This window comes from Paenibacillus sp. GCM10027629 (assembly GCF_042676425.1).
GTDB classification, from domain to species: Bacteria; Bacillota; Bacilli; order Paenibacillales; family Paenibacillaceae; genus Paenibacillus_K; species Paenibacillus_K terrigena.
Genome location: NZ_JBHTGZ010000017.1, coordinates 197,135 through 221,266 on the forward strand (window position 1 = coordinate 197,135; position 24,132 = coordinate 221,266).

The 24,132-nt window shown below is 48.9% G+C and carries 24 protein-coding genes; 15 read left to right on the forward strand and 9 right to left on the reverse strand.

The annotated features are described in order from the left end of the window. The first annotated feature begins 38 nt into the window (after positions 1-38). From ACFQZR_RS26460 to ACFQZR_RS26495, 8 genes are all read left to right on the forward strand, one after another. Complete coding sequence (locus ACFQZR_RS26460) at positions 39-992, forward strand: ABC transporter permease (protein WP_379351346.1); 954 nt, start codon at positions 39-41, stop codon at positions 990-992. Between the two features lie 17 nt (positions 993-1,009). Next, on the forward strand, positions 1,010-1,930 hold the full coding sequence (opp4C, locus tag ACFQZR_RS26465) for an oligopeptide ABC transporter permease (RefSeq protein WP_379351465.1): 921 nt from the start codon (positions 1,010-1,012) through the stop codon (positions 1,928-1,930). Positions 1,931-1,940: 10 nt separating this feature from the next. Then, positions 1,941-2,924: an ABC transporter ATP-binding protein gene (locus ACFQZR_RS26470; RefSeq protein WP_379351347.1), complete on the forward strand. Its 984-nt coding sequence runs from the start codon at positions 1,941-1,943 to the stop codon at positions 2,922-2,924. Next, positions 2,917-3,885: an ABC transporter ATP-binding protein gene (locus ACFQZR_RS26475; protein WP_379351348.1), complete on the forward strand. Its 969-nt coding sequence runs from the start codon at positions 2,917-2,919 to the stop codon at positions 3,883-3,885. The genes ACFQZR_RS26470 and ACFQZR_RS26475 overlap by 8 nt, the downstream gene beginning before the upstream one ends. A 207-nt stretch (positions 3,886-4,092) precedes the next feature. Further along, on the forward strand, positions 4,093-4,683 hold the full coding sequence (locus ACFQZR_RS26480; RefSeq protein ID WP_379351349.1) for a hypothetical protein: 591 nt from the start codon (positions 4,093-4,095) through the stop codon (positions 4,681-4,683). 73 nt (positions 4,684-4,756) lie between these two features. Further along, positions 4,757-5,104, forward strand: coding sequence for a hypothetical protein (locus ACFQZR_RS26485; protein ID WP_379351350.1), 348 nt, complete (start codon positions 4,757-4,759; stop codon positions 5,102-5,104). Positions 5,105-5,449: 345 nt separating this feature from the next. Then, the gene (locus ACFQZR_RS26490; RefSeq protein ID WP_379351351.1) at positions 5,450-6,019 is read left to right on the forward strand and encodes a hypothetical protein; all 570 of its coding nucleotides are present in this window, start codon (positions 5,450-5,452) and stop codon (positions 6,017-6,019) included. Between the two features lie 15 nt (positions 6,020-6,034). After that, positions 6,035-7,525, forward strand: coding sequence for a methyl-accepting chemotaxis protein (locus ACFQZR_RS26495; RefSeq protein ID WP_379351352.1), 1,491 nt, complete (start codon positions 6,035-6,037; stop codon positions 7,523-7,525). 102 nt (positions 7,526-7,627) lie between these two features. Here the strand turns inward: ACFQZR_RS26495 and ACFQZR_RS26500 are convergent, their stop codons facing one another. From ACFQZR_RS26500 to ACFQZR_RS26515, 4 genes are all read right to left on the reverse strand, one after another. Next, complete coding sequence (locus ACFQZR_RS26500; RefSeq protein WP_314587566.1) at positions 7,628-8,707, reverse strand: M42 family metallopeptidase; 1,080 nt, start codon at positions 8,705-8,707, stop codon at positions 7,628-7,630. 226 nt (positions 8,708-8,933) lie between these two features. Continuing rightward, entirely contained in the window at positions 8,934-9,407 is a 474-nt protein-coding gene (locus ACFQZR_RS26505; protein ID WP_379351353.1) for a VOC family protein, read from the reverse strand. 15 nt (positions 9,408-9,422) lie between these two features. After that, positions 9,423-10,187: a twin-arginine translocase subunit TatC gene (tatC, locus tag ACFQZR_RS26510; RefSeq protein WP_379351354.1), complete on the reverse strand. Its 765-nt coding sequence runs from the start codon at positions 10,185-10,187 to the stop codon at positions 9,423-9,425. Between the two features lie 20 nt (positions 10,188-10,207). Beyond that, complete coding sequence (locus ACFQZR_RS26515; RefSeq protein WP_018757505.1) at positions 10,208-10,441, reverse strand: twin-arginine translocase TatA/TatE family subunit; 234 nt, start codon at positions 10,439-10,441, stop codon at positions 10,208-10,210. A gap of 256 nt (positions 10,442-10,697) precedes the next feature. Between ACFQZR_RS26515 and ACFQZR_RS26520 the strand changes: the two genes are divergently transcribed. From ACFQZR_RS26520 to ACFQZR_RS26530, 3 genes are read left to right on the forward strand one after another with little or no spacing between them, the layout of a single operon-like run. Next, the gene (locus tag ACFQZR_RS26520) at positions 10,698-11,702 is read left to right on the forward strand and encodes a Gfo/Idh/MocA family protein (RefSeq protein WP_379351355.1); all 1,005 of its coding nucleotides are present in this window, start codon (positions 10,698-10,700) and stop codon (positions 11,700-11,702) included. A 35-nt stretch (positions 11,703-11,737) separates the two neighbouring features. Further along, on the forward strand, positions 11,738-12,673 hold the full coding sequence (locus tag ACFQZR_RS26525; RefSeq protein ID WP_379351356.1) for an AraC family transcriptional regulator: 936 nt from the start codon (positions 11,738-11,740) through the stop codon (positions 12,671-12,673). A gap of 12 nt (positions 12,674-12,685) precedes the next feature. Then, complete coding sequence (locus ACFQZR_RS26530; protein WP_379351357.1) at positions 12,686-13,771, forward strand: Gfo/Idh/MocA family protein; 1,086 nt, start codon at positions 12,686-12,688, stop codon at positions 13,769-13,771. 362 nt (positions 13,772-14,133) lie between these two features. On the opposite strand, the gene ACFQZR_RS26535 is transcribed toward ACFQZR_RS26530, so the two are convergent. The 3 genes from ACFQZR_RS26535 to selD all read right to left on the reverse strand — a co-directional run bounded on the left by ACFQZR_RS26535 (position 14,134) and on the right by selD (position 17,896). Further along, positions 14,134-15,690 (reverse strand): stalk domain-containing protein, encoded by a 1,557-nt coding sequence (locus ACFQZR_RS26535; RefSeq protein ID WP_379351358.1) that lies wholly within the window; start codon positions 15,688-15,690, stop codon positions 14,134-14,136. Between the two features lie 106 nt (positions 15,691-15,796). Continuing rightward, the gene (gene mnmH, locus ACFQZR_RS26540; RefSeq protein ID WP_379351359.1) at positions 15,797-16,831 is read right to left on the reverse strand and encodes a tRNA 2-selenouridine(34) synthase MnmH; all 1,035 of its coding nucleotides are present in this window, start codon (positions 16,829-16,831) and stop codon (positions 15,797-15,799) included. A 15-nt stretch (positions 16,832-16,846) separates the two neighbouring features. After that, positions 16,847-17,896, reverse strand: a complete 1,050-nt coding sequence (gene selD, locus ACFQZR_RS26545) for a selenide, water dikinase SelD (RefSeq protein ID WP_379351360.1) — start codon at positions 17,894-17,896, stop codon at positions 16,847-16,849. A 101-nt stretch (positions 17,897-17,997) separates the two neighbouring features. Here selD and ACFQZR_RS26550 point away from each other — a divergent pair, with 101 nt between their 5' ends. The 3 genes from ACFQZR_RS26550 to ACFQZR_RS26560 all read left to right on the forward strand — a co-directional run bounded on the left by ACFQZR_RS26550 (position 17,998) and on the right by ACFQZR_RS26560 (position 21,295). Further along, on the forward strand, positions 17,998-18,714 hold the full coding sequence (locus ACFQZR_RS26550; protein ID WP_379351361.1) for an SOS response-associated peptidase: 717 nt from the start codon (positions 17,998-18,000) through the stop codon (positions 18,712-18,714). Positions 18,715-18,732: 18 nt separating this feature from the next. Then, entirely contained in the window at positions 18,733-19,995 is a 1,263-nt protein-coding gene (locus ACFQZR_RS26555; RefSeq protein ID WP_379351362.1) for a hypothetical protein, read from the forward strand. Between the two features lie 97 nt (positions 19,996-20,092). Next, entirely contained in the window at positions 20,093-21,295 is a 1,203-nt protein-coding gene (locus ACFQZR_RS26560) for a hypothetical protein (protein WP_379351363.1), read from the forward strand. Between the two features lie 40 nt (positions 21,296-21,335). Here ACFQZR_RS26560 and ACFQZR_RS26565 read toward each other — a convergent pair whose 3' ends face one another. Then, entirely contained in the window at positions 21,336-22,322 is a 987-nt protein-coding gene (locus ACFQZR_RS26565) for a helix-turn-helix transcriptional regulator (protein ID WP_379351364.1), read from the reverse strand. Positions 22,323-22,454: 132 nt separating this feature from the next. Between ACFQZR_RS26565 and ACFQZR_RS26570 the strand changes: the two genes are divergently transcribed. Beyond that, a complete protein-coding gene (locus tag ACFQZR_RS26570; RefSeq protein ID WP_379351466.1) occupies positions 22,455-23,327 on the forward strand; it encodes an SDR family oxidoreductase in 873 nt (290 codons plus the stop codon). A 434-nt stretch (positions 23,328-23,761) separates the two neighbouring features. On the opposite strand, the gene ACFQZR_RS26575 is transcribed toward ACFQZR_RS26570, so the two are convergent. Next, positions 23,762-24,109 carry an MmcQ/YjbR family DNA-binding protein gene (locus ACFQZR_RS26575; protein WP_379351365.1) on the reverse strand — a complete coding sequence of 116 codons (348 nt, stop codon included), beginning with the start codon at positions 24,107-24,109 and terminating at the stop codon, positions 23,762-23,764. Between the last annotated feature and the right edge of the window lie 23 nt (positions 24,110-24,132).

Consider the following 24,132-nt stretch of genomic DNA (forward strand, 5'->3'; position numbering starts at 1 on the left):
CGTGCAGACAAGGGATGGACTATTAAGGAGCCAAATATATGAGCACGTATCTCACAAAACGTCTGATCTATATGGTCTTGATATTACTCGGCGCTTCGATGCTGATTTTCTTCTTATATGCCTTAACGCCAGGGGACTTCATATCCAGCAATATGAAGCTGACGGCGGAACGCAAAGCCGAGCTTCGGGAGATTTATGGCTTGAACAAACCGCTATTTGAACGGTACCTCCTCTGGATGAAAAATGCGCTGCATGGCGATTTCGGTTATTCGCTGGCGCAGCAAAAGCCGGTGCTGACGTTGTTCAATGAATATATCTGGAATTCGTTCCTGCTGGCGATCACTTCGACTTTCTTGACTTGGTTGCTCGCCGTCATTATTGGGGTAATCTCGGCCTATCGACAATACTCTTGGTTCGATACGCTCGTCATGATCGGGATCTTCGCGGCGATGTCGATTCCTTCGTTCTTTATCGGACTATTCCTGATCAAGACGCTGGCCGTCGATCTGAAGTGGCTGCCTCCGGGTGGCATGATGACAACTGGCAGCAATGCTACGGGGTTAGCTTATATCAAGGAGGTCATCAATCACATGGCGCTGCCGGTGATCGTGATGACGTTGCTTGGCGTAGGATCGTTAACCCGGTATTTCCGCAGTAATATGATCGACGTCATCAAACAGGACTACATCCGCACGGCCCGTGCCAAAGGGATGACGGAGAAGAAGGTGTTATTCCGTCACGCGCTGCGCAATGCGCTGCTGCCTGCGATTACGCTCGTCGGCTTCGAACTGCCGGGGCTTTTCGGGGGTTCACTTATCATCGAGAAAATATTCAATTGGCCGGGGATCGGCCAGCTGTACATGCAATCTTTTGGTGCCAGGGATTATCCGCTGCTTATGGGCTTTACGATGTTCATCGCCGTTCTCACGGTCATCGGTACGCTCATATCTGACATTCTATATAACATCGCGGATCCGCGTGTGAAACTGTGAGGAGGGGGCCTATGTCGATGGTTCAAGGTGAAGTTGTCAAAAGTCGTAGCAGCAAACTCCCCGCAGTGAGAACGTCATTATGGACGCAGTCCGTGCGGAAGCTGCTCCGGAATAAATTAGCGGTATCGGGTTTTATATTTATTGTATTTATGTTCGCGGCATGCTTTATTGGGCCGTTCTTCTCACCATACACCGACGGTAAGGTGAACGTGACGGCGATGAACAATGCGCCGAATCTCAAACATTGGCTAGGGACGGATATGCTGGGTCGCGATGTGTTGACACGCCTGCTCCAAGCTGGCCGGATATCACTCACCGTCGGCTTAGCATCGATGTTGCTATCGGTCTTTATCGGCAGCTTGCTCGGTGCGATCGCGGGGTACTACCGAGGAATCGTGGATCAAATCATCATGCGGATTGCGGATCTGCTGCTCTCGATTCCGAGTCTGCCGATTTTGTTCATCCTTGGGGCTCTCTTGTCCGAATGGAAAATTCCGACCGATTACCGGATGTATATCGTTATGATGATGCTGAGCTTCGTCGGCTGGCCGGGTCTTGCGAGACTCGTCCGCGGACAGATGCTGAGTCTTCGTGAACGTGAGTTCATGCAGGCGGCTGTTGTCCTAGGTCTTCGGGATCGACGGAAACTGTTCCATCATCTGCTGCCGAACTTGTTCCCGCTCTTAATCGTTGTTGCAACGCTGAACATCGGGGGTGCGATTCTATCGGAGTCGGTGCTCAGTTATTTTGGCCTTGGCGTTATGCCACCTACGGCAACATGGGGGAATATGATTGATGCGGCGAATAGCATCATTGACTTCGAGAAGCATCCTTGGCTCTGGATCCCGCCAGGATTTGCGATTTTCTCGACGGTAATCGCCATTAATATATTCGGTGACGGGCTTCGGGACGTGCTGGATCCCAAACAGAAGAAGTAGGTGAATGAGGATGAAAAACACATTAGAAATCGACCATTTAAGTACGTATTTCTATACGGAGGAAGGTACAGTAAAGGCGATTGACGATATTAGTCTGCGTGTGCGTGAAGGAGAGACCGTCTGCATCGTCGGCGAATCTGGCTGCGGGAAGAGTATGACAGCCATGTCGATTATGGGATTAATCGAAGGACCAACAGGCAAAGTCGTGAACGGTCGGATCGGGTTCGAAGGCGAAGATTTGCTGAAGATGAGCAAGAATGAGATTCGCACGATTCGCGGACACGACATTGCGATGATCTTCCAAGAGCCGATGTCTTCGCTCAACCCGGTGCTTCCGATCGGTCAGCAGATTACGGAACCGCTGATGGAGCATTTGAAAATGGGCAAGAAGGAGGCGCGCAAGCATGCGATTGAACTCATTGAGCAGGTGGGGATCTCGCGAGCGGAGCAAATTTTCAATTCGTATCCGCATGAACTAAGCGGCGGCATGCTGCAGCGGATCATGATCGCCATTGCGATCTCCTGCAATCCGAAGCTCCTCATCGCCGATGAACCGACGACGGCACTCGATGTGACGATCCAAGCGCAAATTCTGGATATGCTCCGGGAGATTAAGGCGCATTCGAATATGTCGATCCTCTTGATTACGCATGATCTTGGTGTCGTGGCGGAGATGGCGGATTATGTGATCGTCATGTATTCCGGCAAAATCGTCGAGGAAGGTGAGGTCGTCGAGCTCTTCAACAACCCGAGACATCCGTATACGCAAGGTTTATTGAAATCGAAGCCGATTATTAATCAGCGGCAGGATCAGCTGTATTCCATTCCAGGACAAGTTCCGAATCCATTGTCTTTGACGGAATCGTGTTATTTCCATGATCGCTGCAGCCAGTGCATGGCGATCTGTGAATCGAAAGAGCCGCAGTTAAGAGACATTGCAGACCGCCAGAAGGTGGCATGTTGGTTATACGAGGAGGTGGCCGTTCGTGTCTGAACCTATCGTTGAAGTAAAGAATTTGAAGAAGTATTTTCCGATTACTGGCGGGTTGTTCAATCGTACGATCGGCCATGTGAAGGCTGTCGATGATATTAGCTTGTCGATCCGAGCAGGCGAGACGTTCGGCCTCGTCGGGGAGTCGGGCAGCGGGAAGAGCACGGTGGGACGCACCATTCTACGCCTAACCGATAAGACATCCGGTGAAGTTCTGTTCAAGGGGATCGATCTTCACACGCTTCCTCCGAAGGAACTGCGGAAGCTTCGCCCGCAAATGCAATTGATCTTCCAAGATCCTTATAGCTCGCTTAATCCGCGTGTCCGCGTAGGGGATGCGATTGGAGAGGCATTACTCGATCATGGTATATTGCAGAAAGTCGAAGTCCGGGACCGTGTGGAAGAAGTGCTGGCAGCCTGTGGCTTGTCATCCTATCATTATGATCGGTTCCCGCATGAGTTCTCCGGCGGACAACGGCAGCGTATTGGTATCGCACGAGCGCTTGTCCTCAATCCTGCTTTGATTATTGCAGACGAACCGGTCTCGGCGCTTGATGTATCCATCCAAGCTCAGATTATTAACTTGTTCCGCGGCCTTCAAGAGTCGCAAGGTCTTACGTATCTATTCATTTCGCATGATCTAAGCGTCGTCGAACATTTATGCACGCGAATTGGCGTGATGTATTTGGGCTCGATGATGGAGACGGCTCCGCGCGACGAGTTGTTCCGTAATCCGCTGCATCCGTATACGAAGGCGCTGCTCTCTGCGGTGCCGATTCCGATTCCGAAGCTGAAGCGGGATCGTATCGTACTCAAAGGGGACATTCCTAGCCCGGCGAATCCGCCGTCAGGCTGTAAGTTCCATACACGCTGTCCTTTTGCAACGGATATTTGTAAAGCAGAAGTTCCGCAATTCCGTCATGTCGGCAGCGACCATTATGTCGCGTGCCATTTGGTGAATTAATGAAGAATCGTTCTAAGGGAGGAATCGCTTGCGTCGAGCTTTTCCCGAATTAGAAGGAATTGATCTACAGAAGTTATGGCAATAAATGAAATTGTCGAATTCGCTTAAATTTGGAAATCACAAACATAAATGCAACAAAATCAAAATAAACACCTACCCTACACCTTCCATTTCCTGTATATTTATACGTAGGGAGTGGGTAAAAAGATGGACTTTCTTGTAGAACGCCAAGCATTCGATTCCTCAACGGATGAAAGCTTGGTATGGGTATGTTTTAAGCCGATCATCGCGACCTACAAAGAGTTGATACGGAAGAATGAAGAGATGGGCGGAGACGGCGTATTAGCCAAAGTTCAATTCTATAAACAGCTGACCCCGGGTCAACAAGCGTTATTTATGTATTGTTCCTATCATCACCATGCCATACTGTCCCAAGCCGAGTTCTACTGGTGGAGTGCGTATTTTTTTGCGCAGCCGATGTTCTGGTCGAGTCTGAAGAAGGCGTTTCAGTATTTTGGGGAACTTACAATGCTGCGACTGCTCGAGGAAGTGGAGAAGGTATTTACTTCAAGATACGATACCCGGGACATTGATCAAATCCATCATGCACATCAGGATCTAGATGAGGATGAGCGAATGTTTGCTGCGATCTCACCGCTGGATCAAATGTTCCGTCAGTTCGCACCTGCCACATTACAGCGGATTGGCGCTTATATTCGGTGTTATCCGGCAGAATTTGTCCAAATCATAGACGAGGAAACAACGAGTAGTGAGATGGAATCATTACGAATGTTCTAAAGCTTCCCCCGTATAATGAGTAAAGGAAGTTCTTGCGAACATCTGCCATCAAGGATAGAAGGATGTGGTGAGCATGCTATCGAGAATGATGCGAATGCGGGCGCAATCGAAGTATTCGGCAGCTTCAGTTCTATCTCTACTAGGCGTCATTGTGCTGCATACGGTGCACTGGCTCTCGGCCCCCATGCTGATGAGTACCATGGCGACGATGCATCATCATGACATGGCTGCGGGTTCGTCGACGTTCATGAATGTGTTCATGATTCTGGTCATCGTATTGAATGTGGTGGGTATTCTCTTTGCGGTTCGACAGTTGATCTATGCGGTGAAGCATCGGATGGAGGGGCTGCACACGGTTTTATGCAGCATTTCGTCTGTCTTGGTTATCGGGCTTAGCGTGTATTTCACTTTGATGTTGTAAGCAATACTGCTTACGTTGTTCAGTACCAATGAACCCCGTAGTTCGTGGCAAAGGGTCATCCCTTTATCGCGTGATGCGGGGTTGTTTGTTTTAGCGGGATATGTTTTCACGGAAATGTTAAATGGTACCGCTCCGTAATGTTCAATGAAATGGTTAGTTTTGCCGATAAATAATAACAAGTGATAAAAAAGATCATCAATTCTATTGACCATTTTAAATAAAACTATTCCTAGGTATTTAGTAGGAAATATTGGTATTTGTATGGTTCTTTCCCTGATGTATTAGTAAAATAAGGGTAGGAACACACAATAATAACCAATTTATTTAAAAATGGGAAGGGGTTGTATGATGTATACCGTTGTTCAGAATCATTCGCAACTGTTGGAGTTTCATCGCATTTGGACAGAGGTATGGCGTGAAAAAGGGTTTGAACTTGAATATGGGCAAGAAGTCCTGGATCGGCTGATCGTAAGCGATGAAGAAGGTGTGCATGTAGGTACTTTTGAAATTAAACCTTATCACGCTGAAAAGAGCAATCCCATTCACCAAATTGCGCCATTTCATGAGCAGCCAGAATTGATAGAACCTTCTGCGCGTGTCGCAGAAGTGGACAAAGTAGCTCTATTAAAACAATATCGGGGACCGAACATCTCGCGTTTGCTTTCGGCGATGGTGCATTATGCGGACAAGCATCATTTGAATTATTTTATTTGTTTGCTAGAGCCGGTATTTGCCCGTGCGCTTCGGGTATCGTTCCACGTGCCAACAACTCAGATTGCGGGTCGAACTGCTTATAAAGGAGATGATGTCATACCTACGATTATTCACGTGCGTGAAGTTCGTGAGAATAAATCCGATTTTGAATGGTTATTGCCGGATCCCCAAGAGGTAGAGGGGGTATCGATAGTAGGATAAATTAATGAATAGGAAGTGGAAGGTTTGAACGAGCGGCATATTCTAGACAAGAGAAACCGATTGTTTGTCAAAATAATATGGGCGATGATTGTGTTAGGAACCGTAACGAATCTTGCAGCAGGGGCTCAGGCCGAGCTGATATACACGTTAGTCATTGGTGGATCGGTAGGCTGCGGGATTGCAACATTTTTGACGTATAAGCGTCTTGCAGTCCAATACATTATGTATCTCGTTCCTGTTATTATGACAGGACTTATTCTATTGCTGATGCTCTCCGACCCGAACCCAATCTTTAGTACATACCTCCTTGTGTATGTGAATATGGGTATCATGACGCTTTATTCGAACTTCCGTCCTGTGCTGTTGACCGGTGTGCTTAGTATTGCTACAACGATCTATGTGTACAATCATCCGGTTTTGCATAATGCATTATTCACGAAGGAGCCACTTCTTTATTTGTTATTGTATGTGGTATTGGCGACCATTGCCTTGTGCGCATCAGCTATATTCATCGAGAAGCTGCAGCGGCAAGTGCTGGAGCATAGCGAAGCAGCGCTGCAATCCAAAGCGCAAACAGAGAAGCTGCTAACTGAGATTCGTGAATCCGTCACGATGTTGAATGAATTTAGCATAGAGCAGAAGGAACGCGTAGTGACGACGAGCAGCATTTCCCGCGAAGTCGTGGGAACCTTTGCTCAGATCGCAAGCTCGATTGAGCAGCAGACGAATAATCTACATCAAATGAATGCTTCGGTTCAAGCCGTGGAGCATTCGTTGCGACATGTCGGCGAGGGTAGCGGGCAGTTGGATGAAGTTGCGACGGAGACGCTGAATCTGGTGACGCAAGGGAATACCCAAATATCAACACTCGTCCAAGAAATTGGACATGTCCAATCCATGATCCGTGAAACGGTTCAATTGATGAATAGACTTACGGCACAGACGGATCAAGTGGGTAGCATCGTGCAGACCATCAGCGAGATATCTGCTCAGACCAATTTATTGTCATTGAATGCGGCGATTGAAGCGGCTCGCGCAGGTGAGCATGGATCGGGTTTTGCTGTGGTCGCGAATGAAGTGCGTAAGCTCGCTGATCATTCTCAGCGTGCGGCGCAGGATATAGCCTCCATCCTTGAAAGTATTCAGAGTCAGATTACAGATGCAGCCCACCTGATTGATCAAGGCGAAGGCGCTGTAACATCAAGCGTTGAAGCAACGAATGCCGTAGAAGGCATCGTGCGGTTGATTATGGGGAATACGAATCAAGTCAACAGTCAAGCAGAGCTTATGCGCACTGCCGTAGCTGATCTGGAGCAGCAGTATGGTACGATGGCTCAAGGTATGATCTCCATTGCTACAAGTACGGAACAGCATATGATGTCGATTGAAGAAGTGACAGCGAGCATGGAACATCAAGATGGGCAAATTGAAGCGCTCGTTCAAGGATATGATCGTCTGGATCAACGCGTATCCAGTCTGAAACAATTGGCAGAGCATCAAGCCTAAAGGATTCATTAAGAATACATAGCAAAACCCCACTGTCTGGGAAAGGGTTCATTACCTTCTCTCAGAGCAGTGGGGTTTTCTTGGATTTGTGAATCAATCCGACTAGCTATTCTCCACAATCGTATTGTACGTTGTACGATCGGTATGTTTCACGAGCTGGATGAGCAATTCTTTGGCTGCATCGATATCATCGGTATGTACAATCGAAGCAGGGGTATGGATATAACGACCAACCACCCCGATAATCGTCGAAGGTACGCCGATGCCGCTCATATGAATTTGACCTGCATCGGTACCGCCTGGCGATACGAAGTATTGGTAAGGAATTTTGTGCGTATCCGCAATATCCTGTACGAATTCGATAAGACCGCGATGCGTAATCATCGTCGGGTCGAAGATACGCAGCAATGCGCCTTTGCCCAAGTGGCCAAAAGAATTGCGATCGCCTGTCATGTCGTTGGCTGCGCTGCAATCCAGTCCATAGAAAATATCTGGTTGAATCAGATTCGCAGCTGTGCGCGCACCGCGAAGTCCCACTTCTTCTTGAACCGTTGCACCCGCGAACAGAATATTCGGCAGCTGCACTTTCTCGTTATGTAATTCCTTCATTAGTTCAATCGCTAGCCCTACGCCATAACGGTTATCCCAAGCTTTGGCCATGATCTTCTTCGGATTGAGCATCGGTGTAAATTCGCAGACTGGCACAATTTGTTGGCCTGGACGAATACCTGCTGCTTCGGCATCTTCACGGCTGTCTGCACCGACATCGATGTACATGACTTTCGGATCGACTGGCTTGTTCGCAGTTGCTTCATCCAAGAGATGCTTCGGAATGGAACCCACAACACCGCGGATCGGGCCGTTCGGTGTGATGACATCGACTTGCTGTGCGAGGATGACTTGTCCCCACCAGCCGCCGAGGGTCGTGAATTTGATCATCCCGGTATCGGTAATTTGCGTAGACATGAAGCCGACTTCATCCAAATGTCCTGTCACCATGACGCGAGGTCCTTCTTCGTTCCCACGCATGACGCCGAACACGCCGCCGAGCGCATCATGGATGATTTCATCGGTGTATTTCGAAATTTCGCTTTTGACGAGTGCACGAAGCCCGCGTTCAAATCCGGATGCGGCAGGGAACTCCGTTAATTTGCGGAACAGATCCAACGTTTCTTGTTGCATGCTTATTTACTCCTTTTATGAAAAAATTCAAGCCTGTCTAGGCTTCCAAATTAATCTACCTACAGTATGAACTTCTTGCGATTAGGAAGCAAGTTCGGTGCTGCACTGATCTTGCTCATCGCAAATTCCTATATCACGATTGAATCGTAGGGAAAACTATACGAATAGCGGTGAAGCCCATACAACTTGCAGGTCATTCACCGCTATTCGAGGCATTGCTATACATTTAGGATTGTTGTACCGTTCGCAGTTGTTCTTCCCATTCTTCGATGGTCAGCAGCGTGGTGATCTCGCGCAGCGCAGCAGGGACATCAATGTTCGCCATGAGCTCCAGACTGTTCCCGTCGGGATCATCGAAGTAAATCGAGGCATTCCCCTGATTCGGACGAACGACGGGGTCGCCTGTCGCTTGTCCCGGGAAAATGACGGGCTCAATCTGCATGGATCGGAGCCATACCGCAGCATGCCGAAGATCCTCATAAGTCGTTGTAAAGGCGATGTGGCGCAGTGATGCATGGTAAGGCGTGTTGACCTGCTCTCCTTCCCATAAACCGAGCCAGCTCTTGCCTTTTTCTATCCATAAGAATGCGGTATGTTCGCCCTGCCATCTGGCGAAGGTTAATCCAAGCCGTTCATAGAATGGGATAGAGACCGCTAGACTGCGAACCGGCAAGTGGGTCTCGTATAAGCCTCGAATCATAGAATCTGCGTCCTCCTAAGCGATATGTTGTTCATCGACATCCGCTTCAAGTTGTTCATCGGCGATGAGCTGCTTACGGTACACGATGCTGGATACGCCAACACTAATCTCATATAGGATGAGCAGTGGAATGGCAACCATCAGGTGAGAGATCAGCTCTGGAGGTGAGATCATGGTCGCAACGATGACGAGAATGAAGTAGGCATATCTTCTGAACTTGTGCAATTTCTTCGGGTTTAGGATGCGCAGCTTTGTCAGGAACATGACAAGGACAGGCAGCTCGAACGCTAGGGACACCGGGATAACCAGGCTGAACATGAATCCAAAGTATTGCGACACGCCGTACGTCGGAATCAGATGCATGCTTACAGTCATCCGGGTCGTGAACTTGAACGCCATCGGGAAGACGACGAAGTAGGCGAAAGCAAGTCCGACGATCAACATGAGACAGACGAACGGGATGTATCGTAAGGTCGCCTGCTGCTCCTTCTTCCGTAGTCCTGGCTTCACGAATTTCCAGAGCTGAAATAGGGTGAATGGCAGGGTAATGACGCAGGCGAATAGGATCGTCACATTCATATAGACCTTAATGGCATCCCACGGTGAAAAAGCATTCCATTCGAACGTCGATCCCGGCGGAACGCTTCTGAGATAAGCAATCAATTGCTGGGAAATAAAAAGGCCAATAATGGCCGTCAGGAAAAGTACTGCGATGATCCATATCAACCGTCTGCGTAGATCACCAATATGTTGTAATATGGCTTGTAGTTTCTCGGGCATCCTTATCACCTAGCCGCAGCTTATTGCTGCGTGTTTTTGTCTTTTTCTTCGGATTCGGACCGCAGCGCAGCAGGAGAAGATGTTTCTTTCTTCGCAGGTTCGGTGTCTGACATTAAACCGCTCGTCGCATTTTTGAATTCGCGCAGCGTTCTGCCTGCGGCACGGCCGAGTTCGGGTAATTTGCTAGGACCGAATATGATAAGCGCTAAAATAACGATCATGATAAAACCGCTCGCTCCGATGTTGCTGAACATGGTATACGCCTCCTAATAATTTAAGCTCGTTCAATTTAGACTCATTACCAATTATAAACGGAATTTAGGCATAAGACCAATATCTTTTCCATGAAATTCATCACTTGGATTTGAAAGATATATAGAAATGCGACTTTCTGAATTTATGTCGTGAATTTTAAGTTATCTGTCGTGTAAACATAGTGAAATAAGCTAAAATGATATGATAGATTATGTTCATGATGTCCTAATATTAAATACAGAGGTGAGCTTAAGAATGATTAGAATCGGAAAAATTAGTTATTGGCACGTACACGCATGGGATTACACGAAACAAGCACAGGAACATCCGGAAGCGGAGATCGTCGCTGTATGGGATGAGAACCCAGCGCGTGGTCAAGAAGCGGCAGACAAACAAGGGGCACAGTTCCATGCCTCACTCGAAGAAATGCTGCAGCGGAATGATATTGATGGCGTGATTGTGGATGCGCCTACATCGATGCACCGTGACGTCATACTTGCTGCGGCACGTGCGGGCAAACATATTTTTACCGAGAAAGTTCTAGCTCCAACGCTTCATGAAGTGAATGAAATTCTAAGCGCGGTGAAGGAGAACCATGTCAAATTGACGGTGTCTTTGCCAAGATTAAACGATAACTATACCCTTGCCATTCGTGACATCTTGGATCAAGGATTGCTCGGCAAAGTAACGCTCGTTCGCGTACGACTCTCTCACAATGGTGCGACGGCAGGTTGGCTGCCAGAGCATTTCTATGGTCTGGATGAATGTCTGGGCGGCGCATTGATCGACCTTGGCTGCCATCCGATGTATTTGACACGCGTATTCCTCGGGGAAGAGCCAGTGGGCGTACAGGCGCAATTCGGTTATGTAACAGGCAAAGAAGTGGAAGATAATGCTGTTGCAACACTATCGACGACGTCGGGCGCTGTAGGGATTGTGGAAGCCGGATTCGTCAATAACTTCTCTCCATTTACAATTGAGGTACATGGCACGGAAGGTACGCTCTTATTCGGTACGCCGGATGAGAAATTGCTGCTGCGTACATCGAACCCAGCGAAAGAAGCCGCTAACGCATGGGTAGAACAGCCGTTACCTGCGAAGCGTGAGAGCGCATTCGAGCAATGGATTAACCATATTAAGAATGATACAACAGCAGATGAGAACATCGCGATTGCGGTGGAATTGACGAAATTAATGGAGGCAGCGAATCAATCGGCTCGCGAGCAGCGTAGTATTCGATTGGATGAGCTTCAAGCCTAAAATATTATAAGGTTATGTTATGAGAGGTGTATGGAATGAGCAGTTTTCCTTATGAAGTGATGCGAGATCGCCAAGATGCGCTGGAAAGGCTCGATTTGAGCATTACATGGGGAAATTATGAAATTCGCGTTCTCCGGTTCCATCTCACATCTTTTGCACCAGGGAAGATCGTGTCGTTCCATAAGCATGCGGAATTTGAATTTCACTTCATCCCTCGCGGCAAAGGGAGTGTGATCCTGGTTGATGAGCCGTACACGCTTCGCGAAGGCATGTTCTATCTGACGGGGCCGGATGTGCTGCACTATCAAGAGGCGGATCCCCGTGAATCGATGGAAGAGTTATGTCTCCATGTGGATATTGTTGAGCGGGATGAGGATTCTCTGCTTGCAGATTCCCTAATCAATCCGTGGGAAGTGGATGAAGCACGCGATTGTGTGGAGAAGCTAAGGCAGCTTCCGCTGAAGCCGACGATGGATATTTACCGGGCGATGCCATACTTCCTAGATGCCTATCAAGCGACGGCACAGCGGTATAACGGCGTATATACGACGATTAAGCAATGTATTGTCCAAATCTTGCTGCGTGCGGTGCGTGCATATTATTCGGAACCGAATGAAGCCGAGCTGCCGTTCCGCGATATGAAGGCGTATCGATATCAATTGGCGCTGGAGTATATTCAGACGAATTCGACAGGCCAATTGGTACTGAACGATGTCGCAGATAAGCTTCATATCAGTTCGCGGCAGCTGCAGCGCATCTTGAAGGAGCAGGGGGATGGACGTTCCTTCAGTGAAATTGTAGAGGATGTACGACTAAATGCGGTATGTCGGCGATTGGTTGAGACCACGATGCCGATTGAAGATATTGCGCTTAAAGAGGGTTTCTCGAACGGAAGCTACCTGCATACGGTATTCCGGAAACGCTATGCGATGACGCCATCGCTATATCGAAGAATGAATGCGAGAGGATAGGTGACAATGGCCATGGGAAGAGCAATTCGGATTGGGATTATTGGAAGCGGCGGTATTGCTGGCGGCCATGTTGAGGCCTATAAACGCATGGAAGACGTTGAAGTCGTCGCGGTGGCAGACATTATGCCGGGCCGTGCGGAGCAGTTCATCCAGCGATGGGGGCTGCAGGGCGCCGCAGCTTATGAAGATCACCGCCGCCTGCTGGAGCTGGATTTGGACGGCGTAAGTATCTGCACACCGAATGTGGCACATTACCAGACGACGATTGACGCGTTAAATGCAGGTAAACATGTGATGTTGGAGAAGCCGATGTCGGTTACGCTCGAAGAAGCGGTCGATATGGTCCAGGTAGCGAAGAAGTCTGGCTTCATGCTCAATGTCGGATTCCAGCCGCGTTATGACCCGAATATGAGCACGATTAAAAAAATGGTTGAGTCCGGTCAACTGGGCAAAGTCTACTACGTGGAAACCGGTGGCGGCCGCCGCCGCGGTATGCCGGGTGGATCGTTCATCCGTCAGGAGATTGCAGGGGCTGGTGCTATGGCGGATATTGGCTGCTACTCGCTTGACTTGGCGTTGAACACACTCGGGTATCCGAAGCCTCTGACGGTCTCGGCGTATACATCGAACTATTTCGGCACGAATCCGAAATACCATGGGGAAGCGTCAAAGTTCGATGTGGAAGATTTCGGGGTTGCTATCGTGCGCTTCGAAGGCGATTTGGTGCTGAACTTCAAGACCTCCTGGGCGATGCATATGGACACGCTTGGTGCGACGATGTTCCTCGGGACGGATGCAGGGATGAAGGTGACGCCAGCAGGCAAAGGTCCATGGAGTGGCGTATGGGATGGCAGCGTCGGTTCGATTTCGCTATTCCATGATATCCATGGTCATCATACGGAGAGCGCGATCCCGATCGTAGAGCACAAACTTAATGTGTTCGAGGAGAAGGTGAAGGATTTCGTTCGCGCTGTTCGTGCCGGGGAGCCTGCGCCGATTCCGGGTGAGCAGATTCTGCGGAATCAAGCGATTCTGGATGGCATTTTGCGTTCGTCGCAATTGAAGCGGGAAGTGGAGATTGTGATTCCGGAGATTTAGTTGATATAGTTAACCGTTCTTTTGACAGAGGCTAGTATGGCCGAGGTTGAAAGAACGGTTTTCTTTTTTTGTGGGATGGTATAGGTAGGCGCGCGCAAAAAAAAGCAGTTAAATCGCTCGAAGTGGCATCGCACGCGCAAATAACTGCAAAAAAGCAGTTAAATCGCTCGAAGTAGCGCCACGCGGTGCAAATAACTGCAAAAAAGCAGTTAATGCGCTCGAAGTAGCGCTGCGTGGTGCAAATAACTGCCAAAAAGCAGTTATTTCACTTCCCATATCACTTGTACTGGCATAGCAAGGGGGATTTACAATGAACGCCCGCTCTTCGGCGTTCAACCGGGGAGCGGGCGTTATTCATTGTGCTAAGAAATTTTTATACTCGTGAGGATTTCGTTAAACTCGGCGTTGGCTTGTTTGCTGACCTGCGGTGGAGTCGTTAGCAATAGGGTATAGAATTCATTGTTTTGCTCGAAAAGGATCATTCGATATTCATTGGTTTTATTTTTGATGATTAAGCTGTAGTTCAACTGCTTTGCATCGATTTTCCCAACTTTTACGGATTGCTCCGTCATTTTCATCCCATATCTATCTGTGAGATCTTTTTTGGCGAAGCTAACATATTCGTCGAAGCTCATATCTAAATCGCTCTTGCTATAATGCTGAATAACCATCGTGCTCATCACGGAGGAGAATAAGATCAGCTGGTGATCTCCTGCATTCTCAATAGAAGAAGTCACGTCACTCCAGTTTTGGTAAGCTGTGATTTGGATTTTCTTGTCTTTGGTCGCAAATGGCTGCTTTGTATAAATCGCGGCGGTTTGAACCATCTCCTGCCAGTCCACCTTGGCATCCACAGCTTCGCCAATAAAACGTAACGGAACGTAGGTGCTGCCACCAATTGTCGATGGCGCTGCCGTCAGTTTCATCTGCTTCCCGTTTACTTCTGCCGTGCCGGACCCGACTTTTAGCTTGATAAGCGTATTGGCCTTACTGCCCGTGATGGATTGCGCCTTTGGATCCCAGTCGACTTTAAGTCCCAAGGCTTCGAAAATCGCCCGGAATGGAACCAGCACAGAACCATTCTTCTGGATAGGCGGGGCTTGGAATTTCAATAACTCGTTATTCAACAGAACGGTGATTCCGTCTGGCTCAGAAGGCGGTGTCGATTGCTCATCTGCATCCTCAAGCACTTTCACACCTTTGGCGGTAAGTTCGGCCAGCACTTTCTCTGCATTGGCGTCCAGAGGGTTGTTGCTTAGCGATACCTCTTGAAGCTTCGGTAGGGTCGTTAAGACGCTAATATCTTGGATTTGATTATTCTCGATGTATAGATGTTCAATATTCGGATGATTTCTAAGCGGTTCAAGCGACTCGATCTGGTTATCGCTGACGATGAGCCAACTCAGTTTGGTTAGCGATTGGATCGGCGACAGATCCTTAATCCGATTATGACCGATTAACAAGTCCGTCAAATTGGTCAATCCTGCTAATGTATCGAGCTTCTCAATTTCATTCGCATCGATCATGAGCTGTTCCAATTGGTGTAACCCTTGCAGCGGTTCCAATTGGCGGATTTGATTGCCACTCAGCGCCAAGAAGGTGACTTTATGTAAGTCCTTCAGCGGGCTGATGTCTTTAATACCGAGCCCCGGGAGCATGAGGCTCTCTAAATTAACGGCATGCTCGAGCCCTATTAAGCTGCCGACTTTCTTCTCGGGATCTTCGGGATAGAGCGACGTCAGAGACGCCAAATCTTTTTTCGTGATTGCACCAGTCGGCTTCTTGAGCTCAATGCGAATCGCTTGTTCCAGATTCTTGTCCGGGATGAGGGATGTCTCTGCCAAAGCGGATGGAATGGAAGCGAAGCTTAAAATGAATACAAGAGCAATGACTAGCTGAAGTTGGATCGGTTTACGCAAAATAGGTTCACTCCTCGAATTGTCGTGTAGACTAAATTCGACATTTGTAAACTATTCCCTTTATATGTCAAAAGACAGCCCCACGGGCTATCTTTTGACAGGTCTATTATGGAGTCTTCACGGGAAGATGCGCCTTCACTGCCTCCATGGCTTCATCGATGGTATGCACTTCAATGACGATCCGATCCCCTTCGTATTGGCTCATCGCATGTGCGTATCTTGGGTCGTAATAATGATCCAGCAGCAGCTTCACCGCACGATCGAATTGTCCGATCAACAGATTGGCTTCGATTTCCTTCGCGATTGGGGTATGGATGCGATTCTTGATATGCTTGAAGGCTTGCACCAGTTCATCCTTATGCTGCATCGGCTGATAATCTTCGAGAATATGGCGTACTCGTTCCTCTAGCGGAAGCTCGATGAAGAGCTGGGTGCCGGATTCTTTTGAACGCACGACACAGTCGGGCAGCACGGCCTTACCGACACGTTTGCTCTCACCTTCCATGAGGACATAAGGCGAACCTTGCAGCATGAGTGCTTGCTCGACGAGCAGTGCTTCGAAGGATTTCTGATTGTTCGCATGCAATCCGATATGTCCGAAGATCGAACCGCGATGACCCGCCATCGCTTCCAGGTCCAACACCGGGTATCCCTCGGCTTGGAGGCGGCGCAGAATCAACGTTTTGCCAGTGCCGGTATTGCCGTTAATGACATATCCAGCCTGCGGCAGTTCCAACCCGTCCAGTGTAGCGACGACCCATTGCCGATAGGCTCGAATCCCGCCCATGAGGCGAGAAGCTTTGATGCCCATCAGGTCGAGTACCGTCGCTGTCGTCTTGCTTCGCATGCCGCCCCGCCAGCAGAAGACGGCCTTCGGACCTTGGATTTGGGCGAAAGTCTTGATGAAGGTCGGCAGCTTGGCGGAGACAATTTCGAGTCCACGGTCCTTGGCTGCTTCGACGCTGACTTGCTTATAAATCGTACCGATCTCAGCGCGCTCAGCATCATCGAAGATCGGGATGTTAAGACTGCCTGGAATGGTGTTCTCTTGATATTCAGAAGGCGAACGGACATCAATTAAGGTCAGTTCACCAGATGTTCTTCGCGTTAATAATTGTTCAATGGTGATATCTTGGAACACGGTTGAAGGACCCCTTTAGCGTACGACGATACGTCCTGGATGATTCTCGGTCGTCTCGCCAATTATGCTTGCTTCGACGCCGGCTTGTTGCAGTTGTTGAAGTAATTCCTCGGCCTGATCACCAGCGACGGAAATGAGGAGTCCACCGGAGGTAACGGCATCGCACAGAATCCATTGTCCGACCTGATCCAGCTCGGCCGGGAAGGTGATGGATTCCTGCACGTGAGCGAAGTTGTTCTTGGTACCGCCCGGCACGAAGCCTGCTTCAGCTAGCTCACGCACGCGTGGCAGTACAGGGACTTGATCCGCATGAATGATCAAGCCAACGTCGCTGCCCTTGGCCATCTCAAGGCTATGTCCCATCAAGCCGAATCCCGTAACATCTGTACACGCATGAACATCGAAAGACTCCATCGTCTCAGCGGCTTTCTTGTTCAACGTCGCCATGACGCTCGTTACGCGTTCGACTTCCGACTCGCTAAGCTGATCTTTCTTAATCGATGTTGTGAGGATGCCGACGCCAATCGGTTTGGTGAGGATTAGCTTGTCCCCAGGCTTGGCTCCTGCATTGGCACGGACTTTATCGGGATGTACAAGACCTGTCACGGCAAGACCGAACTTCGGCTCTTTATCATCGATAGAGTGCCCGCCGACGAGCGTGACGCCTGCTTCATTCATTTTGTCTTGGGCGCCGCGCAGAATATCGGCGAGGACCTGTTTGTCCAACGTATGGATCGGAAAAGCTACAATATTAAGTGCAGTAAGCGGTTTGCCGCCCATTGCATAAATATCGCTGATCGCATTCGCAGCAGCGATCTGGCCGAAGGCATACGGATCATCCACGATCGGGGTGAAGAAATCGACGGTCTGCACGATTGCAAGATCGTCAGTCAGTTTATAGACACCCGCATCATCGCTCGTATCGATCCCGACGAGAAGGTTCGGGTTCGGGATCGCTGGCGGTAAGGAGCGAATGACTTGCGACAAATCCGCAGGGCCGATTTTGCACCCGCATCCGCCTTTCGTGGAATAAGAGGTTAATTTAATTTTCTCTGTGGCAGACATGTTCTTGTTCCCCTTTCAATCTTGGACTAAGATGGAAGTAATTATATATTCATGATAACCGATTTTACGGTTCGAAATCTATTCTCGAGGAGGACCGCCTCATGTGCGGACGATATACCATTACGATGACCTTCGACGAGTTAGTCGTGCGATATTTTATCGAAGAAGTGAATGACCCCTTCTATCTGCCCAGATACAACGTGGCTCCGATGCAAATTGTCCCCGCGATTATTAACGATGGAAGCCACAACCGTCTAGGCCCGCTGCGCTGGGGGCTTGTCCCGAACTGGGCGAAGGATCAGCGGAAGGCGGGCGGCATGATCAATGCGAAGGCGGAGACGCTGCTGGAGAAGCCTTCGTATCGTAATCTAGTCTACCGTAAACGATGCATCATTCCAGCGGATTCCTTTTACGAATGGAAGGCGATTGGAAGCAAGAAGCAGCCGATGCGGTTCATGCGGAGGGATGAAGGGATTTTCAGCATGGCGGCTTTATATGATAGCTGGGTGAACCCGGAAGACGGCGAGAAGATCAGCACGTTCTCGATTATTACGACGACGCCGAACGGCCTGGTGTCCGATGTGCATGATCGGATGCCGGTCATTTTGCGGAAGGAAGATGAGGCTTACTGGCTGGACCGCCATCAGTCGAACCCGGACAAGCTGCTGACCCTGCTGAAACCTTATCCAGAATCCGAAATGATGCGCTACGCGGTGTCCAGCACCGTGGGAAGCGTAAAGAATGATGGCCCGGAATGTGTTGCGAAGGTGGAGGAACTTAAGGCGACGGAGGAGTTCGAGCAGCCGTACTTATTCTAAAGGGAGAGGAGAAAAACGATGGAAAATGAAGTCGAATTGTCTCGTGCGAAGACGTACAAGCAGAAACGATGGAAATGGAGGTGGAGGACCGGAAAGCAGCCTCAGAAGCCGACCGTACCTGCCCTTCTCGAGGATGGGATAACGACGGTGGATCGCATTAATATTCGTCACACGATTATCATTGGCGCGATTATCATGGCGTTAATCTATATTTTTAATACGGTGGGTGCTATGGAGCGGGATATTTATGTCGATGATCAGATCGATTTGAATATGATGTGGAATTTCGTGATTTATATGATTAAGGGTATGGTCTGCTCTATTTTTATCCCCATTGTGTTCTATCTTTTTCATTTTGCATTCTATTTCATACAAGATTCTCGCATTACACTGGCTAAGATTGAGAAGTATTTTACGATCGTGCTCTACTACTGCGGGTTAAGCATTTTATGCGCGCTCGCATTTCCGCTATTATTTATCTACTTATTGGTGAATGTATTGCAAAATCATCAGCTGGATTCGATCAGTTATCTCATCGTTGCCGTGGTGATCGCGCTCGTGCTTTTGGGCTTTTATCTGATCATTCGTGTGACTTCCACCAAGAGATATATCGGTAAAAGCTATGGATTGTACGTCGTGATGATGTTTATTTTCATGATCGCCTTCTATATATATCCATCGGCTAAAAGCGCATGGTTCCCATCCATAGCCGTCTCGAGTACGGAATATTATTCGTCCAAAGATGATGCTGCGATCGTGAAGTTCAAGGGCAATGCCGTGGGAGCTTACCTCGTGCCTGCACCTTATGCGGACAATGAGAAGGAGAAAGGAATCCGGCTTAAAGAAATATACGTAAATCCGGGGATACGGCAGTTCTTAATCGACTTCACGGATCCGCGAATTACCGCAGACAGTTATGATATTGTGATCATTTATCAGAATGAAGGGTGGCTCCCACCGTTTACAAGTGCATCAAGTTCGGGCGAGAAGAAGATATCGAGACGGGTTGCGTACATTTTTGACGGAGGAATTGAGGATAAGGCCGATTATTTGAACCGATATATGACTTTGTTGAAAAGAGAAGGACCGGCTAAAGGTGTGACGCCGGAAGCCTTGGACAAGACGTTAGCGCATTTTGCTAAGGTATTTCGAGCGAATCGTTACGATTTCCGTAATAAAGAAGTCCAGTCCCTACTCGAACCGGTCAGAACGCAGATCTCGCCTGACGCGCAGGATGTATTTAGTAAGATGATTACGGATAGTGTCTTTAATACGAATTAGTGGTGGACTGCAACCTTTCTGGCGAAGGGGCGTCTATAGGATGGTAATTACATTAATTTCCAACCTATCATTTTATTCCTATTGGGGAGTGTTACTTGTGAGAACGAACGGGAAGTGGAGAATTGCCGCGTTGACTGCTCTGAGCGCTACGCTGCTGATGGGTAATAGCGTGAGTTATGCAGCAGAGTCGAATGCGCCGGCAGGTACGGTCGTGGAGAATCGTCCAGACGTCGCGAAGATTGAGAATCAATACGTTGGGTATATCGATGAGGAGAGGGGAACGGTTTATTACAATGTGAGTGGACATGATGGAGATATCTACTGGAGTGCCGTCGTTGAACGCAAGCCGGATGGAAGCCTAAGTCGGTGGGGAGAAGGATTTACTTGGGTAAGTAAAGGGACCCCAAAGGACGCGCCTAACGTCTGGATTCCGTACAATGTGGATATGGAATTCCAACCCTCTTATTATGACTGGACGGAGGACACGGTCCACGAGGGTCCGAACTTCATACTGTCACCGAATCGCAAGTGGGCTTTTATCGAGCAATCGTATTATCTCACTGTGGGTGACAAACGCTATGTTTATTGGATGCGTAATGTCGAAACAGGAGAGATTGTAGAGTGGAATGAGAGCTACGGAAATGCAAGAGCGGCTTGGACGGCAGACGATCGGATCATTTTGAAGCGCTATAGTGAGAAAGACCGTCAGAATGAGATTGTGACATACGATCCTGCATCTGGGAAGTGGGAGCGGATCTTGTTAGGGACATTATATGCCTATGATATCAAGAGCAACCTGATGGTTTATGTGCATAATGAACCGTCTCGACAAGAAATGGTATATGATCTTGGTACGAAAAAGTCACGTCCTCTAGTTGATGATACGGAGCGGGGCCGTCTATTTGCTTGGTCACCGCCAGGATATGAACAGCAACCGAAGCTCGATGCGAATTTGGACGTCTGGAAGCTCCCGGTTCACCCGGTTGCTGTCGTAAGGGATACATTGCATACTGTTCATGTTGACGGCAAAGAGATTGCAGTCCCATATGTCTTCAACAGAGATGGAGCGCAATGGATTCCGATGCGTGAGCTGGCGCAGAAGCTGCATTGGCAAGTCAAGCTGGAGTCCGCTAAGGATCGTGCAGCAGCACCGAGATATCGCTACACGATCCAAGTCGGTTCACGGCAAATCGAACTTACCTCGGATAACAGTAGGATCATGAATGACCATGTCTTCATGACACAAGCACAATTGAAAACACTAGGGTATTCGGATATTATAATTACATCGAATCGTTAACGGATTTGTGTGATGAGGGCTGAACAGAGACATAGACTGTTCAGCCCTTTTTGTCGTTCGCTGCATATCGATACGCCTTCACAATGGCCTCAGCCTGCCGCACGACGAGATCATGAAGCTCCTGCGGGGCTACGACCACGGCGTCGGGCCCATAGCCTAGCAGGTAGGAAGCTGCGGATTCGAGCGTATCGAATTGAATACGTGCGGTGCTCCACTGGGGAACGTCATGCAGGGGCTCTTTGTGTAAGATGGTTGCGAATCGTGCATACTCAATCCGAGTTAGGATGGCGTTATGTACCTGAATGACGGCCTCATAGCGAGGAAGGTTGGTCTTGAAGCTCTGCACGGATGCATCCCAGTAAGCAGCAAGGTTGAAGTCGGCGGGGCGATCGAAGGAGTGCTCCGTCTTGTTGGCATGCTTGATCCGGGAGATGCGGTACGTGCGGTACGTTCCTTCAAGCGTACGAGCGGCGACATACCACGCGTTGCCTTTGACGACGAGGCCTAACGGTTCAATCATCCGTTCGGTCACCTCAGACTGTGAGGATGAAGAGTAGTGAATGAGTAGCTGTTTTGCTTCCCACACGGCTTCTTGGACGACTGATAGCCAGGAAGCGCTGCTGCCCCCAGTGCTCCAGCCCGCGCCATCAATATGAATGCGTTCCCGGACGAATTCAGCATCCGCTTGGAGGGTTTTGGGCAAAGAAGCGAGCAGCTTGAGCAGGGCGGAATCATATTCTTTATGTAGACCTAGTTCAGACAACGTCTCCGAGGGATGAGCTAACAGCAGCGACATCATCTCGTCCGCATGCAATCCCGTAAGATTGGTGCGGTATCCTTCCATGAGCGCCCATCCGCCGCTTGAGCCGCGCTCTGCATAGACAGGAATCCCAGCCGTGCTCAAGGCTTCCATATCCCGATGAATGGTTCGCTCAGAGACTTCGAGTCTTGCTGCGAGTTCGGATGTTGTCATTTTGCCATGGCTCTGAAGATATAACAGAATGGATAATAATCGGTCACCGCGCATGCTGAAGACCTCCTTGGATCAAACTGAATTTCATATATGACAATAGATGTCATCATAGGGATGATACATTAGACACAGGTAACAAGCAAATAGGAAAGGTGGATGACGATTCTTATGACAAGTTCTATGCAGATCAAATCGCTGGCAGGAAAAATAGCTGTTGTGGCAGGAGGAACTCGCGGTGCAGGGCGGGCGATTGCTGTATCCTTGGGGGAAGCGGGAGCGACGGTCTATGTGACGGGGCGCAGTGTCCGCGGATCTCTATCGGATATCGGACGCAGCGAGACGATTGATGAGACAGCGGAGATGATTCAGGCAAGAGGCGGCACAGCCTTTCCTATTCGTGTGGACCATACGGAGGAATCGGAAGTTGTTGCCCTATTTGAGCGTGTGAAGCAGGAGCAAGGACGTCTGGATATTCTCGTCAATGATATTTGGGGTGGCGAATCGCTGGTCGATTGGACGAAACCGTTCTGGGAGCATTCACTTGCGAAAGGTTTGCTCGTGCAGGAGCGAGCCGTACGAACGCACATGGTTACAAGCTACTATGCGGCGCAGCTCATGGTCGAGAATAAGCAAGGGTTGATTCTCGAAATTACAGACGGGGTTAGCTATGATTATCGCGGTAATCTGTACTATAGCTTGGCCAAGATATCGAACATTCACCTGGCGCAAGCGATGGCTGCGGACTTGCGTCCTCATGGTGTAGCGGCACTATCGTTAACGCCAGGATTTCTGCGGTCGGAGGAGATGCTGGAGCACTTCGGTGTTACCGAAGCGAATTGGCAGGAAGGCGCGAAGAAGGACCCTAACTTCATCGCATCCGAGACGCCATATTATATCGGCCGAGCTGTCGTTGCGCTGGCGAGCGATCCGAACGTATTCGAGAAAACAGGCGGAACCTACAGCACATGGGGACTGTCAGAGGTGTACGACTTCACGGATCTTGATGGGACAAGACCGCATTGGGGACGGCATTATGCGGAGCATGTTGCGAAAGCATAATCTTACTTCTTAAAGGAGCTGCCTATCTGGGTCTAGACCAAGATGGGCGTCTCTATTGAGTATGGAGGAGGCAGCATGGACGAGAGGAACGTTACGAGACTTGATTAGCATGGATCCTTGGGATAACCCTACTCCAGTCGAGATAACGTGGCTAACCTGTATATTTGCAGTAACTTGGGTCCTATAAGAAGCAATCTTATACTATAGTGGATTCCTGCAGTAACTTGGGGTTATTTCGGAGCAAACAAGCCATTTATGGTCTTCTATCCTGCTCAGATCCATGATAGACGAGGCAAAGGGTTATTATCTACGTCCTATATTGTACGAAATCCAACATAGCAGCAGGGAACAAGCATTGTACAATGTAATACTGTCCCCCAAAAAAAAGATGAAGCAAGAACATCTCTTGCTTCATCTTCCTAGCCAATTTTAACTTACCCCGTAATTTCGGCTTTCTCCGCCTTCGTTAACCCTTTGAAGACCAACTCGTACGAATGATCGATCAGCATCTTTATCTCTTCGTCCGTAAGATTGCCATCTAGGGTGACGGTGTTCCAATGCTTCTTGTTCAGATGGTAGCCGGGCTTGATCTCCGCATATTGTTCCCGAAGCGAAGCGGCACGAATGGGATCGCATTTCAAGCTGATGTCGGGTGCTGGATCGTCGGACGACATGAGTGCGAACATTTTATTTCCTACCTTGAGGACGCGCACTTCATTCCCGAAGGGGAAAGTCAGGCTAGTACCTGGTTTGCTTAAGCAGTATTCGAGATAATGGATCATGTGCGATTCATTCCCTTCTTGCA

Bases quoted from the DNA above. Each gene is read 5' to 3' on its own strand.
- ACFQZR_RS26530 (WP_379351357.1), top strand. From the start codon at position 12,686: ATGGGAAGAGCAATTCGGATTGGGATTATTGGAAGCGGCGGTATTGCT.
- ACFQZR_RS26480 (WP_379351349.1), top strand. From the start codon at position 4,093: ATGGACTTTCTTGTAGAACGCCAAGCATTCGATTCCTCAACGGATGAA.
- ACFQZR_RS26525 (WP_379351356.1), top strand. From the start codon at position 11,738: ATGAGCAGTTTTCCTTATGAAGTGATGCGAGATCGCCAAGATGCGCTG.
- opp4C (WP_379351465.1), top strand. From the start codon at position 1,010: ATGGTTCAAGGTGAAGTTGTCAAAAGTCGTAGCAGCAAACTCCCCGCA.
- ACFQZR_RS26505 (WP_379351353.1), bottom strand. From the start codon at position 9,407: ATGATTCGAGGCTTATACGAGACCCACTTGCCGGTTCGCAGTCTAGCG.
- ACFQZR_RS26550 (WP_379351361.1), top strand. From the start codon at position 17,998: ATGTGCGGACGATATACCATTACGATGACCTTCGACGAGTTAGTCGTG.
- ACFQZR_RS26520 (WP_379351355.1), top strand. From the start codon at position 10,698: ATGATTAGAATCGGAAAAATTAGTTATTGGCACGTACACGCATGGGAT.
- ACFQZR_RS26500 (WP_314587566.1), bottom strand. From the start codon at position 8,707: ATGCAACAAGAAACGTTGGATCTGTTCCGCAAATTAACGGAGTTCCCT.
- ACFQZR_RS26490 (WP_379351351.1), top strand. From the start codon at position 5,450: ATGATGTATACCGTTGTTCAGAATCATTCGCAACTGTTGGAGTTTCAT.
- ACFQZR_RS26485 (WP_379351350.1), top strand. From the start codon at position 4,757: ATGCTATCGAGAATGATGCGAATGCGGGCGCAATCGAAGTATTCGGCA.
- ACFQZR_RS26575 (WP_379351365.1), bottom strand. From the start codon at position 24,109: ATGATCCATTATCTCGAATACTGCTTAAGCAAACCAGGTACTAGCCTG.
- ACFQZR_RS26515 (WP_018757505.1), bottom strand. From the start codon at position 10,441: ATGTTCAGCAACATCGGAGCGAGCGGTTTTATCATGATCGTTATTTTA.
- ACFQZR_RS26565 (WP_379351364.1), bottom strand. From the start codon at position 22,322: ATGCGCGGTGACCGATTATTATCCATTCTGTTATATCTTCAGAGCCAT.
- ACFQZR_RS26470 (WP_379351347.1), top strand. From the start codon at position 1,941: ATGAAAAACACATTAGAAATCGACCATTTAAGTACGTATTTCTATACG.
- tatC (WP_379351354.1), bottom strand. From the start codon at position 10,187: ATGCCCGAGAAACTACAAGCCATATTACAACATATTGGTGATCTACGC.
- ACFQZR_RS26460 (WP_379351346.1), top strand. From the start codon at position 39: ATGAGCACGTATCTCACAAAACGTCTGATCTATATGGTCTTGATATTA.
- ACFQZR_RS26555 (WP_379351362.1), top strand. From the start codon at position 18,733: ATGGAAAATGAAGTCGAATTGTCTCGTGCGAAGACGTACAAGCAGAAA.
- selD (WP_379351360.1), bottom strand. From the start codon at position 17,896: ATGTCTGCCACAGAGAAAATTAAATTAACCTCTTATTCCACGAAAGGC.